Annotated in this window: 7 protein-coding genes; 3 read left to right on the forward strand and 4 right to left on the reverse strand. The window is 66.1% G+C overall.

Annotated features, from left to right (window positions below):
• Positions 1-21: 21 nt before the first annotated feature.
• Complete coding sequence (locus ACZ5BO_RS24890) at positions 22-13,041, reverse strand: non-ribosomal peptide synthetase (RefSeq protein WP_464696839.1); 13,020 nt, start codon at positions 13,039-13,041, stop codon at positions 22-24.
• Between the two features lie 373 nt (positions 13,042-13,414).
• Here ACZ5BO_RS24890 and ACZ5BO_RS24895 point away from each other — a divergent pair, with 373 nt between their 5' ends.
• Positions 13,415-13,963, forward strand: a complete 549-nt coding sequence (locus tag ACZ5BO_RS24895; RefSeq protein ID WP_025127259.1) for an RNA polymerase factor sigma-70 — start codon at positions 13,415-13,417, stop codon at positions 13,961-13,963.
• Positions 13,964-13,999: 36 nt separating this feature from the next.
• On the opposite strand, the gene ACZ5BO_RS24900 is transcribed toward ACZ5BO_RS24895, so the two are convergent.
• From ACZ5BO_RS24900 to ACZ5BO_RS24910, 3 genes are all read right to left on the reverse strand, one after another.
• On the reverse strand, positions 14,000-14,356 hold the full coding sequence (locus ACZ5BO_RS24900) for a hypothetical protein (protein WP_025127258.1): 357 nt from the start codon (positions 14,354-14,356) through the stop codon (positions 14,000-14,002).
• Positions 14,357-14,450: 94 nt separating this feature from the next.
• Complete coding sequence (locus ACZ5BO_RS24905; protein ID WP_025127257.1) at positions 14,451-15,245, reverse strand: substrate-binding periplasmic protein; 795 nt, start codon at positions 15,243-15,245, stop codon at positions 14,451-14,453.
• A 96-nt stretch (positions 15,246-15,341) separates the two neighbouring features.
• Positions 15,342-15,965, reverse strand: coding sequence for a TetR/AcrR family transcriptional regulator (locus ACZ5BO_RS24910; RefSeq protein ID WP_025127256.1), 624 nt, complete (start codon positions 15,963-15,965; stop codon positions 15,342-15,344).
• Between the two features lie 186 nt (positions 15,966-16,151).
• Between ACZ5BO_RS24910 and ACZ5BO_RS24915 the strand changes: the two genes are divergently transcribed.
• Both ACZ5BO_RS24915 and ACZ5BO_RS24920 read left to right on the forward strand, forming a co-directional pair.
• A complete protein-coding gene (locus ACZ5BO_RS24915; RefSeq protein WP_464696840.1) occupies positions 16,152-17,942 on the forward strand; it encodes an acyclic terpene utilization AtuA family protein in 1,791 nt (596 codons plus the stop codon).
• A gap of 10 nt (positions 17,943-17,952) precedes the next feature.
• Positions 17,953-18,822 carry an SDR family oxidoreductase gene (locus ACZ5BO_RS24920; RefSeq protein WP_025127254.1) on the forward strand — a complete coding sequence of 290 codons (870 nt, stop codon included), beginning with the start codon at positions 17,953-17,955 and terminating at the stop codon, positions 18,820-18,822.
• Positions 18,823-18,825: the final 3 nt, after the last annotated feature.

The following is an 18,825-nucleotide window of genomic DNA, read 5'->3' on the forward strand; positions in this document are numbered from 1 at the left end:
GGCTGCGCCCGCCGTAAAAGCTTACAAGCCCTCCAGCTCGGCCATCAGGTCACTCAGGCGGTCGACCTTCTCCTCGCTGATTTCATTGGCACCCAAACCGTCGATGTACGCGGCCAACTCCTGCACCGTGCTGCATTCGAACATGGCCCGCAGCGGTACGTTGCGTTGCAGGGTCTTCTGCACCCGCGAGGCGATCTGCGTGGCCAGCAGGGAATGCCCGCCCAACTCGAAGAAGTTGTCACGCACGCCCACCCGCTCGACCTTGAGCACTTCGGCCCAGATGTCCGCCAGGGTCTGCTCCAGCTCGCTGCTCGGGGCCAGGTAGTCCTCGCTCTGCAACTGGCCGATCTCCAGGGCCGGCAGGGCCTTGCGATCGAGCTTGCCGTTGGCGTTGAGCGGCAGGCGCTCCAGCCACAGCCAGTGCAGCGGCGCCATGTATTCCGGCAACTCGGCGCGCAGGCGCGGCTTGATTCGCTCCAGACGCTCGCTCGGGCTCAGGCTTGAGTCACTGGCGACCAGATAGCCCACCAGGTGCTTGCCGTTGACCCCTTCCTGCACACCTACGGCGGCATCGCGGATTTCCGGCTGTTCGTGCAGGCGCGCTTCGATCTCGCCCAGTTCGATGCGGTAGCCGCGGATCTTCACCTGATGGTCGATGCGGCCGACGTATTCCAGCACGCCGTCGCTGCGCCGACGTGCCAGGTCGCCGGTGCGGTACAGGCGTTCGCCCGCAGCACCGAACGGATGGGGCACGAAGGCAAGCGCAGTGCGCAACGGGTCGCTGACATAGCCACGGCCGACCCCGGTGCCGGCCACGCACAACTCGCCCACCGCGCCCAGGGGCACCAGCTCCAGGGCGTCGTCCATCAGGTACAGCAGGTTGTTGTCGGTGGGCGTGCCGATGGGCAGGTAGGCGCCACGGGTCGAGGCCATATCGACACGGAAGAAGGCCACGTCATCGGAGCATTCCGCCGGGCCGTAGGCATTCACCAGGCCGATCTGTGGATAACGCAGCAGCCACTGGTGCGCCAGCTCGGGGGGCATGGCCTCGCCGGTGGGCAGCATCCAGCGCAGGCCATCCAGGGCAATGGCGTCCTGGGCGAGCATGCCCTGGATCAACGACGGCACGCTTTCCAGCACGCTGATGCCCTGCTCCTCGACGTGGGCCAGGAGGCCCTGGGGATCGTGAGCAATGGTGTTGGGCACGATGTCCACTCGGGCGCCGAACAGCGGCGCGGCGAGGAACTGCCAGACCGAAATGTCGAAGCTCTGGGAGGCGGTCTGGGCGATCACGTCGGCCTCGCTCAGTTGCAGGTACGGCACCTTGCTCAGCTGGTTGTTGAGCATGCCGCGCTGCTCCACCATCACGCCCTTGGGCATGCCGGTGGAACCTGAGGTGTAGATCACATACGCGAGGTTGTCCGGTGCGCTGTAGCATCCCGGGTTGCTCTCGGCGTGCCCGGCGGCTTGCAGCTCTTCCCAGACCAGCAGCCGCGGACGGCCGGCGCAGCCGAATTCATCCAGCAGGGCCTGGGCCTGGTCGCGACAGGCCGCGGTGCACACCAGCAGCGGCGTGCGGCTGAGCTCGATGATGCGGCCCAGGCGCTGGCTCGGCAGGCCCGGGTCCAGGGGCAGGTAGCCGGCCCCGGCCTTGAAGCTGCCGATGATCATGCCCAGCAGTTCCAGGCCGCGCTCGGCCAGCAAGGCCACCGGTTGATCAAAGCCCACGCCGTTGGCGATCAAGGCATGCCCGAGGCGGTTGCTGCAGCGGTTCAATTCGGCATAGCTGTAGCGCTGATCCAGGCAACTGGCGGCAATACGTTGCGGATGGGCCGCCACCTGGGCCTCGAACAGCTCCACGTAGCTGCGCTCCAGCGGGTACTCATGGGCGCTCTGGTTGCAGCCGGCCAGCAGGAAGTCCTGCTCCTCTGCGCCCAGCAGCGGCAGCTCGGCCATGTCGCCATGGAAGCCCTGCATCAGGGCCAGCAGCAGGCGCTTGAACTCGCCGAGCATGCGCTCGATGGTCGCCTGTTCGAAGTAGCGCTGGTCATAGGACAGGTGCAGGCCCAGGTCATCCCCCGGGTAGCACACCGCGGTAATCGGGAAGTTGGTGTGGGTACGGCCGGAATCCGAACTGGCGTTCAGGCTCTGGGCACGGTCCAGCACCGAGACTTCCACCGGCGCGTTCTCGAACACGAACAGGCTGTCGAACAGCGGCTGGCCCTTGGGCAGCTCGCTGGTTTCCTGGATCGCCACCAGCGGCAGGTACTCGTATTCACGCAGTTGCATGTTGCTGTCGAGCAAGCCGCTGAGCCACTGGCGCACGCTGCAACGCTCACCGTCCCGGGGCAGCTTGACCCGCAGGGCGATGCTGTTGATGAACAGGCCGACGGTGCGTTGCATCTCCGGCATTTCCACTGGGCGCCCGGCCACGGTGACCCCGAACAATACGTCGCGATCGCCGCTCATGCGCCGCAGCACCAGGGCCCAGGCCGCCTGGGCGAAAGTGTTGATGGTCAGCTGATGCTGCTGCGCCAGCTCGCGCAGTTGCGCACCGTCCCGGGCATCGAGGCGGGTGTAGCAGTCGCCGACGACCATGCCGCCGCTGTCACCGGCGTGTTCGCGCAGGAACGGCCGGTCGCTGGGGATCGGCGTGGTGCGTTCAAAACCTTGAAGGTTCTGCCGCCACCACTGCCGCGCCTCCGACAGGCTCTGGTGCTGCAGCCAGCCGATGTAGTCGCGGTAGCGCGGCGGCACCGACAGCTGCGCCTCGCGGCCTTCACCCAGGGCGGTGTAGATCTCGAAGAAGTCGTTCATCAGCAAGGAGCGGCACCAGGCATCGATGAGGATGTGGTGGTTGCTCATCATGAACCAGTAGCGCGCGGCGCCGACGCGGATCAGCCGCAGGTGGAACGGCGCCTGGCTGAGCAGATCGAAACCGGCTTCGCGTTCCTCTTTGTGCAAGGCTTGCAGCTTGGGTTCCTGCTCGGCCTCGGGTACAGCGCTCCAGTCGAGGAACTCGACAGGGGTGCTGCCTGGCTTGTGGATAACTTGCAGCATGTCTTCGCCGACGTTCCAGCAGAAGGACGCGCGCAGGGCCTCGTGACGCGCCACCACTGCCTGCCAGGCCAGGGCGAAACGCTGCGGGTCCAGCTCGCTGTTGATGCGGTAGCGGTCCTGCATGTAGTAGAGGCCGGTGCCCGGCTCCAGCAGGGTGTGCAACAGCATGCCCTCCTGCATCGGGGTCAGCGGGTAGACGTCCTCGATCTGCGCCGCCGGCACCGGCAGGGCATCGAGCTGGGCCTGGGTCAGGCGCGCCAGGGGGAAGTCCGACGGCGTCAGGCCACCGGCATCGTCCTTCAGGCAATGGGCGATCAGGCTTTGCAACTCGCCGAGGTAGGCGCTGGCTAGTTCGCCGATCAGCTCGGCATCGAAACGTTGGCTGCTGTAGGTCCAGCGCAGCACCAGTTCGCCGCCATAGACCTGGCTGTCGATGCTCAACTCGTTGGGCAACGGCGCTTCAGGTGCGTGGGCCGGGCCGACGGATTCATCCAGCGGGCGCAGCAACGCATCGGCGCCAAAACTCTGATCGAACTGCCCCAGGTAGTTGAAGGTCACCGGTGCCAGCGGCAACGCCGCCAGGGCCTCGCGGCAGCTTTCATCCGCCAGGTAGCGCAGCACGCCATAACCCAGGCCCTTGTGCGGCACGCCGCGCAGTTGTTCCTTGATGGCCTTGATCGAGGCGCCCTGCCCGGCGGCTTCTTCCACCTGCAACGGGGTCAGGCGCAGCGGATAGGCGCTGGTGAACCAGCCCACGGTGCGGGTCAGGTCGATCTCGTCGAACAGCGCTTCGCGGCCGTGGCCTTCCAGTTGCACCAGGGCCGAAGGCTGCCCGCTCCAGCGGCACAGCACCCGGGCCAGGGCGGTCAGCAGCAGGTCGTTGACCTGGGTGCGGTAGGCCGCCGGGGCCTGTTGCAGCAGCTGGCGGGTGCGCTCGGCATCCAGGGTCACGCTGTGGCTGCGGGCCTGCTGATGCTGCTGGCTGCCGGCGGCATTCAGGCCCGGCAGTTGTGCGGCCGGGCCGGCCAGTTGCTGCTGCCACCAGCCGAGTTCTTCACGCAGGGATTCGCTGCCGGCATACGCCTGCAGGCGGCTCGACCAGTCCCGCAGGGCGCTGGTCTTGGCCGGCAGGTTCAGGGCCTGCCCGGCTTGCAGTTGGCGATAGGTGTTCTGCAGGTCTTCCAGCAGCACCCGCCAGGACACGCCGTCCACCACCAGGTGATGGATGGCCAGCAACAAGCGTTGCTCGCCTTCCGGGCCGTCCACCAGCACGGCCCGCAGCAGCGGCCCGTGTTCCAGGTCGAGGCTGCGCTGGGCGTCGGCGAACAGCGCCTCGCAGGTGGCCATGGACGGCACCCGCACTTGCCACAACAACGGGGCGTCGGACAGCGGCAGGTACTCGGCGCGCCACTGGCCGCCGACCTGGTTGAAGCGCAGGCGCAGGGCGTCGTGCTGCTCCACTACCGCCAGCAGCGCCTGCTCCAGCAGTGGGGCATCCAGGGTACTCAGCGGCTCCAGCAACAAGGCTTGGTTCCAGTGCTGGGGCTGGGGAATGGCGCTGTCGAAGAACCAGTGCTGGATCGGCGTCAGCGGCGCTTCGCCACTGAGCTGGCCCTGCTCGGCGCTGATGCGCTGGCTGTGGCTGGCGACCCGCGCCAGGGTCTGCACGGTCTGGTGCTGGAACAGATCACGCGGGGTGAAATGGATTCCCAGCTGGCGAGCGCGGCTAACCACCTGGATCGACAGGATCGAGTCGCCCCCCAGTTCGAAGAAGTTGTCGTTGAGGCCCACTTGCTGCACGTTCAGCACCTCGCCCCAGACCCCGGCCAGGGTCTGCTCCAGGGCGTTGCTCGGCGCCACGTACTGCTGGCGGTTGAGCTCCGGGTCCGGCAATGGCAGGGCCCGACGGTCGAGCTTGCCGTTGGCGGTCAGCGGCATGCTGGCCAGCAGGATCAGGTGGGTCGGCACCATGTAGTCCGGCAGCTGGGTTTTCAACTGCTGCTTGAGGGCTTCACGCAGGTTGGCCTGCTGCACCTCGTTGTGCTCGGCAACCTCGCTGACCAGATAGCCGGCCAGCTGTTTGCCGGCCGGGGTGTCCAGGGCCAGGACCACCGCCTCGCGCACCGCTGGATGATCCAGCAGGCGGGTTTCGATTTCCCCCAGCTCGATGCGGAAGCCGCGAATCTTCACTTGATGGTCGACCCGGCCGATGTACTCCACCTGGCCGTCGGCGCACTGGCGCACCAGGTCGCCGGTGCGGTACAGACGTCCGCCATCAGTGGTGAACGGGTCGGCGACAAAACGCTCGGCGCTCATTCCCGGACGCTGGTGGTAACCCTGGGCCAGGCCGGCGCCGCCGACATACAGCTCGCCCGTGGCGCCTTGCGGCACCAGGGCCAGATCGGCATCGAGGATATAGGCCACCCGGGCCCCGACGATGCTGCCGATGGGCACGCTGGCCACGCCTTCGGCCAACTGCTGCGGCGCCAGGCTGGCCAGGGGCATGACTACGGTTTCGGTGGGGCCGTAGGCGTTGAAGAACAGGCTCGGCTGGAAGGCCGCGCGGATGCGCTGCAGGTGCTCGCCGGTCAGGGCCTCGCCGCCGGTGATGCACATGCGCACCGGCAGGGTCTGCTGCTGGGTCGCCAGATGCTGGGCCAACTGGCTGCCGTAGCTCGGGGTGAAGCCAAGGATGCTGATGTGGTGCTGACGGATCAGCTGGCAGATTTCCTCGGCGTCCCACTGGCCCTGGGCCCGCAGCACCACCTGGGCGCCGCTGAGCAGCGGCACCAGCAGACGCTCGGTGGCGGCGTCGAAGTTGATGGAATAAAAGTGCAGCTCGCAATCGTCCGGGCGCATGCCGAAACGGCGGATCACCGCCTGGCAATGCATGGCGATTTCCCCGTGGGACACCACCACGCCCTTGGGCTGGCCGGTGGAACCGGAGGTGTAGATCAGGTACGCCTGGTGCTGGGGCAGGCTGATGAACGGCAGCTCGCTGGCCGGGTAGTCGGCCAGCAGCGCGCCGTCCTCCTCGAGGCACCAACGACCGACACCCGCCGGCAACTCGCCCAGGGCGGCAAACATCCGCGCATCGCTGAGCAGCAGGCCGATGCCGCTGTCCTCGATCATGTAGTGCAGGCGGTCCAGGGGGTATTCCGGGTCCAGGGGCACGTAGGCGCCACCGGCCTTGAGGATCGCCAGCAGGCCGACGACCATGTCCAGGGAACGCTCCAGGGCCAGGCCGACCCGCACCTGCGGGCCCACACCGCGCTCGCGGAGCATCCAGGCCAGGCGGTTGGCGCGGCTGTCCAGCTCGCTGTAGCTCAGGGTCTGCCCGGCGAAGGTCAGGGCCGGGGCGTCCTTGCGGGCCAGGGCCTGCTCGCTGAACAGATGGTGGATGCACTGGTCCAGGCGTTGCTCGCCGGGCTCCACACTCAAGCTGTCGAGCAGTTGTTGCTGTTCCTCGGCTTGCAGCAACGGCAACTCGCACAGGCGCTGTTGCGGATCATTGAGCAAGGCTTCCAGCAGGTTGCGCCAATGGTCGGCCATGCGTGCAATGCGCGGCTCGTCGAACAGGTCGGTGCTGTAGGTCAGGCAGCAACCCAGGCGCTGATCGAGGTCGGTGACTTCCAGGTTGAGGTCGAACTTGGTGGCCCGGGCATCGTTGACCAGGTACTCGACGGTCATCCCGGCCAGTTGCCGGCTCTGCTGGAACTCCCAGCGCTGGACGTTGCACATCACCTGGAACAGCGGGTTGTAGGCGGTGCTGCGGGGCGGTTGCAGCGCTTCCACCAGATGGTCGAACGGCAGGTCCTGGTGCGACTGGCCCTCGATCACGGTGTGGCGTACCTGCTCCAGCAACTGGCCGACGCTCATCTGCCCGTCAAGCTGGCAACGCAGTACCTGGGTGTTGAGGAAGGCACCGATCAGCCCTTCGCTTTCCGGGCGGATGCGGTTGGCCACCGGTGCGCCGATGCGCAGGTCGGTCTGGCCGCTGTAGCGGTACAGCAGCAGCGACAGCGCCGCGGTCATGGTCATGAACAGGGTCAGGCCGTGCTCGGCATTGAAGGCCCGCACCCGGGCCGCCAGCTGGTCGCTCAAGTCGAAGCGGTACAGCTCGCCCTGGTGGCTTTGCACCGCCGGCCGCGGCCGGTCGCTGGGCAGTTCCAGCAGCGGGTGTTCGCGGCCCAGTTGCCCGGTCCAGTAGTCCAGCTGACGCTGGCGCTCACCGGATTCCAGCCACTGGCGCTGCCACACGCTGTAGTCCAGGTACTGCACCGGCAAGGGTTCCAGGGGCGACTCGCGGTCGTCGAGGAAGGCTTCGTACAGCGCGCCCAATTCGCGGGCGAAGATGTCCATGGCCCAGCCTTCGGTGACGATGTGGTGCAGGGTCAGGACGAAGTAGTGCTCCTGCTCGCCGGCCTTGACCAGGCAGGCGCGCAGCAGCGGACCGGTCTCCAGGTCGAAGGGCTGGTGCGCCTCGCTGTCGGCCAGTTGCTGCAGGCGGCTCTGGCGGGCATCGGCGGCCAGGGCCGAGAAATCCTTCCAGGCCATGCGCAGGCCGGTGTCGGCATGCACCCGTTGCTGGGCCACGCCGTTGACACTGGGAAAGGTGGTGCGCAGGGTTTCATGGCGCAAGATCAGCGCCTGCAGCGCCGCCTCGAAGCGGCCCACGTCCAGCACGCCAGAAAGGCGCGCCATGCCACCGACGTTGTAGGCCGGGCTGTCCGGCTCCATCTGCCAGAGGAACCACATGCGCTGCTGGGAATAGGACAGCGGCACCGGCTGGCTGCGGTCGACCCGGGCAATCGGCGGTTGCTGGTTGCGCGCGCCGGACTCCTGGATCAGCAGCACCTGTTCGGCAAAGGCCCCCAGTTCACTGGCTTCGAACAATGCCCGCAGCGGCAGCTCGACATCGCAGGCCTGGCGGGTGCGGGAAATGATCTGGGTGGCCAGCAGGGAATGCCCGCCCAGGGCGAAGAAGTCGTCCTTGAGGCCGATGCGCGGCTGGCCCAGCACTTCACGCCAGATGGCGGCGATCTGCTGCTCCAGCTCGGTGCTCGGTTCGACGTGCTCGCGCACTTGCCATTGCGGCTCCGGCAGGGCCCGGCGATCCAGCTTGCCACTGGGGCTCAGGGGCATGACGTCCAGGCGCACCAGTTGCGCCGGCACCATGTATTCCGGCAGCTCGGCGGCCAGGGCGGCTTTCAGTCGCTGGTTCTGCGCCTCGGCTTCCTCGTCGTCGGCACTGGCGGTGTAGTAGCCGATCAGTTGCGCGCCGGCCACGGTCTGCCGTACCTGGACCGCAGCCTGGGCCACACCCTCTTGGGCCAACAGGCGGGCTTCGATTTCCTGTGGCTCGACGCGAAAGCCCCGCAGCTTGACCTGCTGGTCGAGGCGCCCGAGGTATTCCAGGGCCCCGTCGGCACACCAGCGCACACGGTCGCCGGTGCGGTACAGGCGCGCGCCCTGCGTGCTCAGCGGATCAAGCACAAAGCGTTCGGCAGTCATGGCCGGGCGGCCCAGGTAACCCCGGGCCAGGCCCAGGCCGCTGATGCACAACTCGCCAGGCACGCCGACCGGCAGCGTGTTGAGCTCGGCATCGAGCACCCGGCACACCACGTTGCCCAGAGGGCGGCCGATGGGCGAACGCTCGCCATCATGGGTGGAGCAGTGCCAGTGGGTGACGTTGATCGCGGTTTCAGTCGGGCCGTAGCGGTTGTGCAGCTGGATGTTGGGCAGTTGCTCCAGCACCCGGTTGCGCAGTTCGGCAGGCAGCGCCTCGCCACCGGAGAACACTCGGCGCAGGCTGTGGCAATCGGCGCTCAACGGCTCCTCGACGAACAGTTGCAACAGCGGCGGCACGAAATGCAGGGTGGTCACCCCGTGCTCCTGCACCAGCTGGGCAATGCGATGAGGGTCGCGGTGCTCGCCAGGGGCGGCGATCAGCAAGCGGCAGCCGGTGATCAGCGGCCAGAAGCACTCCCACACCGACACATCGAAACTGATCGGAGCCTTCTGCATCAGCACGTCATCGGCTTGCAGCTGGTAGCTGTCCTGCATCCACTGCAAACGCTCCACCAGGGCGCTGTGGGTGTTGCCCACGCCCTTGGGCTGGCCGGTGGAGCCGGAGGTGTAGATCACGTACGCCAGGTTGTCGCCATGCAGGTGCAGGCCCGGCGCGTGGCTCGGCCAGCTGTCGAGCTTGAGGCTGTCCATGGCGATGGCGCTGACCCCTTCGGCCTCGGGCAGTTGGGCCAGCAGCTGGGTCTGGGTCAGCAGCAGTTGCACGCCGCTGTCACTGAGCATGTAGGCCAGGCGTTCGGCCGGGTAGTCCGGGTCCAGGGGCACGTAGGCGCCGCCGGCCTTGATGATCGCCAGCAGGCCGATCAGCAGTTGCGGCGAGCGTTCGGCGGCGATGGCCACGCACACGTCCGGGCCCACGCCCTTGTCCCGCAGGTAATGGGCCAGGCGGTTGGCCTGGGCATGCAGTTCGGCAAAGCTCAGCTGACCGCCCTCCCAGACCAGCGCGGTGCGCTCCGGGGTCTGGCGCAGCTGTTCGTGGAGCAGGTACGGCAGCCAGTGTTCGGCAACCGCGCCAGGCGCCACGCCCCACTCCTGCAGCTGTGCCGTTTCGCTCTTGGCCAGCAGCGGCAGATCCCCCAGGGCGCTGTCCGGCTGTTGGCAGGCGTGTTCCAGCAAGCTGACAAAGTGCTGGGCCAAACGCTCGATGGTGCTGGCGTCGAACAGCTCGTCGGCGTAGTCGAAGGCCAGGCTCAGGCGGCCATTGCGATCTTCCTCGCTGTGCAGTTGCAGGTCGAACTTGGCCTCGCGGCTGTGCCACGGCAGCTCTTCGGCCAGCAGGCCGGGCAAGCGGCGCAGGGCGCTGAGGTCACGCTGCTGGTGGTTGAACATGACCTGGAACAGGCCTTGCTCGCGCGCTTCGGGGAAGGCTTCCAGCAACTGTTCGAACGGCAGGTCCTGGTGAGCCTGGGCTCCCAGGGCGGCGGTGCGGGTCTGTTGCAGCCGTTCGGCGAAGGACTGGCGCGAGTCCAGTTGGCCGCGCAGCACCTGGGTGTTGATGAAGAAGCCCAGCAGGCCCTGGGTTTCCAGGCGCGGGCGGTTGGCATTGGGCACGCCGATGCGGATATCGGTGAGCCCGCTGTAGCGGTGCAGCAAGGTCTGGAACGCCGCCAGCAACAGCATGAAGGGCGTGGCCTGCTGGGCCTGGGCGCTCTGGCGCACGGCTTCGCTGAGGCTCGCGCTCAGGCGCAGGCTGTGGCGCGCCGCGCTGTGCTTGAGTTGCGCGGAGCGCGGATGGTCGGTGGCCAGGCTGAGGACCGGTGCCTCATCGGCCAGTTGCTGCTTCCAGTAATCCAACTGGCGCTGGCCCTCGCCCTGGGCCAGCCACTGGCGCTGCCAGCTGCCGTAGTCGGCGTATTGCAGGCTCAGCGGCGCCAGCTCCAGGGCCTGGCCCTGGGCGGCTGCGGCGTAGAGCCGGGAGAATTCGTCGATCAGCACATTCAGCGACCAGCCGTCAGCGATGATGTGATGCAAGGTCAGCAGCAACTGGTGCTCGTCGTCATCCAGGCGCACCAGGGTCGCCCAGTACAGCGGGCCTTGCTCCAGGTCGAACTGGGTGTGGGCTTCATCCTCGCGAATCTGCCGGGCCCGGGCTTCGCGCTCGGTGGCGGGCAGGTCGCTGAGGTCGATGACTTGCAGGTTGAATTCAGCAGCCGGATCCACCTGCTGCAGGGCCTGGCCATCGCGCTCGAAGAAACGCGTGCGCAGGGCTTCATGGCGCTGGAGCAGGTGCTGGAAGCTGGCGCGCAGAGCGTCTTCGTCTAGTTCGCCGCGCAGGCGCAGGCCGCCGGGTATGTTGTAGGCGCTGCTGTGTGGGTCCAGTTGCCAGGTAATCCACAGGCGGTTCTGTGCCAAAGATTGCGGCAGGGCCTGCTGGCGCGACAGCGCATTGATGCTGCCCTGGGCCACGCCGCCGTCCTGCTGCTGACGGGCCACTGCGGCGGTGAAGGCTGCCAGGGTCGGGGCTTCGAACAACAGGCGCAGGCCCAGCTCCAGGCCCAGCGCTTCACGCAGGCGGGCCATCACCTGCGTGGCGGCGATGGAGTTGCCGCCCAGCAGGAAGAAATGATCGTCTCCGGACACCGAGGCGCATTGCAGTTGCTCCTGCCAGATGCCGGCGATCAGGCTTTGCAGTTCGTCGCCAGCAGCCTGATCGGTGCCGGACGGCTCACGGGTGGATGCATCCGGGAACAGCGCGTAGTAATCCAGGCTGCCATCGGCCAGGCGAGTGCGGCAGGCAGAACGCTGCAGCTTGCCGCTGGAGGTCTTCGGCAGCGCGCCGGGGTTGAGCAGCACCACCACACTGGGGGCTTCCTGGCAGGCTTCGGCCACGGCCTGGCGGATGGCCTTGATCAGCGCCTCCGGGGGCAGGATCTTCTGCACGCTGCGGCTGATCTCCGCGGCGATGCCGATGCCTTCCTGGCCCTGGTCGGTGACCGCGAAGGCCGCCACCCGCCCCTTGCGCACCACTTCCACTTCGCGCTCGATGGTCTTTTCGATGTCCTGGGGATACAGGTTGTGCCCGCGCACGATCAGCAGGTCCTTGAGGCGCCCGGTGATGTACAGCTGGCCGTCGCGCATGAAGCCCAGGTCGCCGGTACGCAGCCAGGTACGACCGGCGTGCGGAACGAAAGACTTGGCCGTGGCCTCGGGGTTGCGCCAGTAACCATGGGCAATGCTTGGACCAGCAGCCCAGACTTCGCCGATGCGGTTGTCAGGCAATTCGCTCAGTTGCTGCGGATCCATCACCAGCACCGCGTGCTCCGGCTGACTGAAGCCGCAGCTCATCATCGCGCTACCCGACCCTGGCTCGGCGCGGTTCTGCGCCAGGGCCTGGTCATCCAGGTGCAGCGCCGGGATGCCCTGGCCGCGCACGCCACCGGCGACGAACAAGGTGGCTTCGGCCAGGCCATAGGAGGCCAGGAAGTTGTCCGCGGTAAAACCGCAGGTGTCGAACTTCTCGGCGAAGCGTTCCAGGGTGTCGAGGCGGATCGGCTCGGAACCGGAATAGGCCACGCGCCAGCGGCTCAGGTCGAGGCGTTCCAGGGCTGACTCGCTGACCCGTTCGCTGCACAGGCGATAGGCGAAATCCGGGCCGCCGCTGATGGTGCCGCCGTATTGGCTGATCGCTTCCAGCCAGCGCAGTGGCCGGGCAAGGAAATAGGCCGGCGACATCAGCACGCAGGGCACGCCACTGAAGATCGGCTGCAGCAGGCCGCCGATCAGGCCCATGTCGTGGTACAGCGGCAGCCAGCTGACGATCACGTCATCGGGGTTGATGTCGATACCGAAGCCGCGACGGATTAGCAGTTCGTTGGCCACCAGGTTGCCGTGGCTGACCTGCACGCCCTTGGGCAAGGCGGTGGAACCGGAGGTGTATTGCAGGAAGGCGATGTCGTCGTCCTGCAGGTCCACGGCGCGCCACTGCGCGGCCAGACCGGCGTCCAGGCTGTCCACGTACAACAGCTGCGGCGCGCCCTCGGCCTTGAGCTCGTCCATCTGCAACAGGGAATCGCCGAGCCCGCTGCTGGTCAGCAGCAGGCGCGGCTCGGCGTCGGCGATGATCGAGATCAGGCGCTCCTGGTGATGACGGCGGGTGGACTCCGGTGGATAGGCCGGCACAGCGATCACGCCCGCGTACAGGCAGGCAAAAAACGCCGCGACATAATCCGGGCCACTGGGAAACAACAGCACGGCGCGATCACCCAATGCAGCATTGGCCTGCAAGGCGGCGGCAATGCTACGCGCGCGAAGATCCAGGTCCCGGTAACTCAGGACCACGCTCTGATCCTGCTCTTCGGCAAGAAAGCGCAAGGCCACTTTATCGGGGGTCTGCACCGCCCGGCGTTGCAGGGCTTGGGCCAGGGTGCTGGGGAGTTCGAACGCGTCCGTCATGGGGTTTCCTGCCAGGAGAGTGCATGCAATGGAGATCGGGCCCTGCTCTGCCATAACGTCACTAACTATAGATAAATCAAATAGTTATAAGAACGTCACAGGCATCCGGAGGGCGCCGTGGCCGGGCCTGCTGCCCGGAATCTTTCTCCAATGAGAACGGATGACGTCTTGAAATAATTAGTCCTCATCCTGGCCCTGAAGCCCTGATCCGGCCCATGAACGAGCAGCCGCTCTCAATCTGCACTAACGGAGAGCATTAGTTCTTTTTCTCAATTGACAATCATTATCATTCAGCCTAATTTGTCGCTCGATGTGTAGGACGGATCTGAATTTTCTGTCGTCCCACTTACCTCTTTGCAACAAGGTGATTTCCATGACGGAACAAGTATCCACAAGCAGGTGCGATTCACCGTTACTCCAGGCCTTTGTCGACAACCGCCTGATCCTGGTCAAGATCGCGGCCCGAATTACCGGCTGCCGATCCCGGGCTGAAGATGTGGTTCAGGATGCCTTTTTCCGTCTGCAGTCAGCGCCGCAGATCACCTCCTCGTTCAAGGCTCAGCTCAGCTACCTGTTCCAGATCGTGCGCAACCTGGCCATCGACCACTACCGCAAGCAGGCACTGGAACAGAAGTATTCAGGCACTGAAGAGGAAGGCTTGAATGTGGTCATTCACGGCGCCTCACCTGAAACCTCCCACATGAATTTCTCGACCCTGGAAAACATCGCCGATGCGCTGACCGAGCTGCCCAGCCGCACGCGTTATGCCTTCGAGATGTACCGCCTGCACGGCGTGCCGCAAAAGGACATCGCCAAGGAACTCGGGGTCTCGCCGACCCTGGTGAACTTCATGATCCGCGATGCCCTGGTGCATTGCCGCAAAGTTTCGGGCAACCGTCCCGACACCTTCGCCCGCCGCTGATCAGCGACACCCTGCAACAACCGGCTTGAACGCTGTTCACAGCTCAAGCAGGCCACTCTGGCCAAGTACCCGCAACGCTGCGCGTTTGTGCGACAGATCGAATTCCTGCTGGCAGTACCGACAACGGTCATGAGCAGCACAGGCCGGCGTGTGGGTAAGTGCTTTTGGCCACTCGGTACCCGGCGGGTCCAGATACAGGGCGTGCACTTGCGCCGAGAGCCAGAAGGCCATCCGGTCCTGGTGCGCGGCTGCGACGGCCTGGGGGTCCATGGGCGCCGCTTGCCCCCTGACGCCCAACAGTTCGAACAGCACCTGGCGCGCCGCGCGCCCATCGGCACTGGCGGCCAGGCCGGCCGACAAGGCCTCGACACTCAGCGGATTCACAAGGGACATGGCAAGGCTCACCGTCGGCTAGGCATTCAACCAAGTGACGTGGGCCGGGACGGGAAATTTAGCCCGCTGCCGTGCGGGCAAGTTGAAACCGGCCTCAGGCGCGAGGCACGGCCATGACCACGATGCGGTAGGGGTCGAAGATCTTCAGCAATTGACCGTTGTCCCGCAGCTTTTGCAGGAGCCCGGCGAAGTCCCTGGCACTGATGGGCGACTTGGGGCGGATCAGGGTGAAGTGGTGGTAGACCTGATCGATCCGCTCGGAGATCAGCAACCGGTCGGCGCTCTCGGCATTGCGCGCCAGAAAGTCGCTGAGGTAGGAACGGGTCACCAGGGCGATGTCCGCCCTGCCCCGCAGCACCATCAGCAGGTTGCTGTCGTGGGAATAGGTCAGCGTGGCGTTGTAGGTGTCGGCCAGGTACTTGGGGTCGGCATTGAACTGGGCGAAGGCATAGTGATAGCCGCTGAACAGTGCCAGGCGCTTGCCGGAAAGGTCGCTGAAGTAGTCCTGCTGGCGGCTCGGCTGGCGCTGGGCAACGAAAATCTCTGCATCCTCCAGGCCCATGTCGACACTGGTGTGCTCGATGTTCTGCCAGCCCCAGGCCGGATTTTCAAAGATCGCCAGGTCTACCCGACCTTGTTCGAAATCGCGAAAACGCCGGGGGATCGAGGTCGGTACCAGGACGAACTGGTAGTCGTCCTGGGACTGGTTCAGGGCTTCCACCAGTTGCGGCAGCAAACCGGTATCGGCACCGGTTTCAGGACGCACGGTATAAGGCGGAAAATGCGCCGCGGCGACCCGCACCAGTTGCGCCGAAGAGGCCGGACAGAGCCAAAGTGTTGCCAGCGCCAGCAAGAGCATTCGCAAGGCTGACCGCAGCGGCAGGAACATCAAGGCAACACACCTCGGACAAATGAAAAGGAATGCCGTAAAGCTAGGCGCTTTCAGGCGCTTCGACAATGCAGCGGGTCATATTTACACAGCCGGTCAATGCTCCTTGAGCACCAGCAGCAAGGCCTCTTGTGCCAACTGCTCCAGTGTCAGGCTGCCCTGGGCGCGAAACCAGGTGGTGGTCCAGGACAGGGCGCCGGTCAGGAAGCGCCGGGTGATGAACACATCGCCCTTGATGAACCCGGCATCCTTGGCCTCTCCCAGCACCTGCAGCCAGATCTGCTCGTAGATGTCCCGCAGCGCCAGAACCGCCGCCTGGCCCTCTGGCGAAAGCGAGCGCCACTCGTAGACCAGCACCGCCATGGCTTCGCCACTGCCGCCCATGATCGACTGCAATTCGCAGCGAATCAGTGCCAGCACCCGCTCGCGCACGCTGCCGGCCTCGGCCAGTTCGGCACGCATCAGCGCGGTGTTGTAATGGATGGTCTCCTGCATCACGGCCCGCAGGATGTCGTCCTTGCTCTTGAAGTGATGAAAGATGCTGCCGGATTGAATGCCTACCGCGCCGGCCAGGTCACGCACCGTGGTGCGCTCGTAACCCTTGTTACGAAACAGGTGCGCGGCGGTCTGCAACAGCTTGCCCCGGGCACTCTCGGGGTCGGTCACTTGCCCGCTGGCGATCAGCTCGCGCACGACCTGCAAGGCTTTTTGCTCGTCCACCGGTGTTCTCCTACAGTCACATCGATCAATAGCTGAGCCTAACCCGCAATACCGGCTATGGCGCGCGCAATTTAAGCCCCTCACCGCCACCAAGCAAGCGCTTGGGCAGAAGAATCCATTGGCCCATTTACAAACCAAGCGCTTGCTTGGTAGCCTCCTCGCAGTTCTTTCCTCGAGAGCCCTGTCATGACCAAGACCGTAAGAATCGGCTGCGCCAGCGCCTTCTGGGGCGACACCAGCAGCGCCGCCGGGCAATTGGTAGAAGGCGGCCACCTGGATTACCTGGTGTTCGACTACCTGGCCGAGATCACCTTGTCGATCATGGCCGGGGCCCGCATGAAGGACCCGGCTCAGGGATATGCCACGGACTTCGTCGAGGTGCTCAGGCCCCTGCTGGCGTCGATCCATCAGCAGGGAGTGCGGGTCATCAGCAACGCCGGCGGGGTCAACCCACAGGCCTGTGCCCGCGCGCTACAGGCCGCCTGCGAGCAGGCCGGGGTGCCACTGAAGATCGCCGTGCTGCTGGGGGACGATCTGCAACCGCAGTTCAAGCAACTGAGCGACGGCGCAATCGAGGAGATGTTCAGCGGCGCACCGCTGCCGCCGATGTGCGTCTCGATCAACGCCTACCTCGGTGCCCCCGGCATCGTCGAGGCCCTGCGCCTGGGCGCGGATATCGTGATCACCGGGCGCGGCGTCGACAGCGCCGTGGTCAGCGCCGCCCTGGTGCATGAGTTCGCCTGGTCCTGGCAGGATTACGACCGCCTGGCCCAGGCCGCCCTCGCCGGGCACATCATCGAATGCGGTGCCCAGTGCAGCGGTGGCAACTTCACCGACTGGCGCGAGGTGCCGGACTACGAGCACATAGGTTTTCCCATTGTGGAAGTCGGCGCCGACGGCCACTTCGTCGTCAGCAAGGTCGCGGGAACCGGCGGGCTGATCAGCCCACTGACGGTGGGTGAACAACTGCTGTACGAAATCGGCAACCCACAGGCTTATCTGCTTCCTGATGTGGTGTGCGACTTTTCCCAGGTTGAACTGCATCAACAAGGCCCGAATGCCGTGGGCGTCCAGGGCGCCCGGGGCCTGCCCCCCAGCCACCAGTACAAGGTCAGCGCCACCTACCCGGACGGTTTCCGCTGCACTGCCAGTTGCCTGATGGCCGGCATCGACGCGGTGGCCAAGGCGCGCCGGGTCAGCCAGGCGATCATCGACAAGACCGGCGAAATGTTCACCCAGCGCGGTTGGGGTCCCTACAGCGAAGTGAACATCGAGTTGCTGGGCAGCGAGGCCACCTATGGCCCCCATGGCCGGCGCCAGGACAGCCGCGAAGTAGTGATCAAGCTCGCCGTGCGCCACCCGAACAAGGCCGCCCTGGTGCTGTTTTCCAGGGAGATCGCCCAGGCCGCCACTGGCATGGCCCCGGGGCTGACCGGGATCGTCGGCGGACGGCCGACGGTGTACCCGGTGATTCGCCTGTTCTCCTTCCTGCTGGCCAAGGACGCCTGCCGATTGGAGATCGATTTCGCCGGCCAGCGCCATCCCTGCCCGTTGCCCGCGGAGCACGAGGCGCAGGCCTGCGCCCTGCCCGCTGCGCACCCGCTGCCCACGCCCCAGGGCCGCCCGGATGCTAGCGTGCCCCTGGTGAAACTGGCGGTGGCGCGCTCCGGCGACAAGGGCAACCACAGCAACATCGGCGTGCTGGCGCGCCACCCCGACTACCTGCCCTGGATCGCCGAGGCGCTGACCCCCGAAGTGCTGGTGGACTGGATGGGGCATGTGCTCGACCCCATCCACGGCCGGGTGCAGCGCTGGTACCTGCCGGGCACCCACAGCCTCAACTTCCTGCTGGAAAACGCCCTCGGCGGTGGGGGGGTCGCCAGCCTGCGCATCGACCCGCAGGGCAAGGCCTTCGCCCAGCAGTTGCTGGAAATCCAGATCCCGGTGCCCCAGCGCATCGCCGACGCGGTCAACTAAAGGAGCTGCCGTGGTGTACGACTCGATCTTCAAAGCGCAACTGTTCGCCGGCCAGACCATCCTTGTCACCGGCGGCGGCAGTGGCATCGGCCGCTGCACCGCCCATGAGCTCGCCGCCCTGGGTGCCCAGGTGCTGCTGGTGGGACGCAAGGCGGAAAAACTGCAAAAGGTCGCCGGCGAGATTGCCGAGGACGGCGGCAAGGCCGACTGGCAAGCCTGCGACATTCGCGACGAGGAAGCGGTCAAGGCCCTGGTCGGCCAGTTGATCGAGCGCTTTGGTCCGATTCATGGCCTGGTGAACAACGCCGGCGGCCAATACCCCGCGCCCCTGGCCTCGATCAACCAGAAGGGTTTCGAGACCGTGCTGCGCACCAACCTGGTGGGCGGCTTCCTGATGGCCCGGGAAGTGTTCAACCAATCCATGAGCCGGCACGGCGGCAGCATCGTCAACATGCTCGCCGACATGTGGGGCGGCATGCCCGGCATGGGCCACTCCGGCGCCGCGCGCTCGGGGATGGACAACTTCACCAAGACCGCCGCCTACGAATGGGGCCATGCCGGGGTGCGGGTCAATGCCGTGGCGCCGGGCTGGATCGCTTCCAGCGGCATGGACACCTATGAAGGCGCGTTCAAGGCGGTGATCCCCACCCTGCGCGAGCATGTGCCGCTCAAGCGCATCGGCACCGAGTCGGAGGTCAGCGCGGCCATCGTCTTCCTGCTCAGCCCCGGCGCAGCCTTTATCAGCGGCAGCACCCTGCGCATCGACGGCGCCGCCAGCCTGGGCAGCCGCGCCTGGCCCCTGGGCAAGGCGCGCCACAGCGAGTCGTACAACGGCTTTCACCGCGCCTACCTGCCCGACGTACTCAAGGGCGAGGAATAACCC

This window comes from Pseudomonas sp. FFPRI_1 (assembly GCF_055384485.1).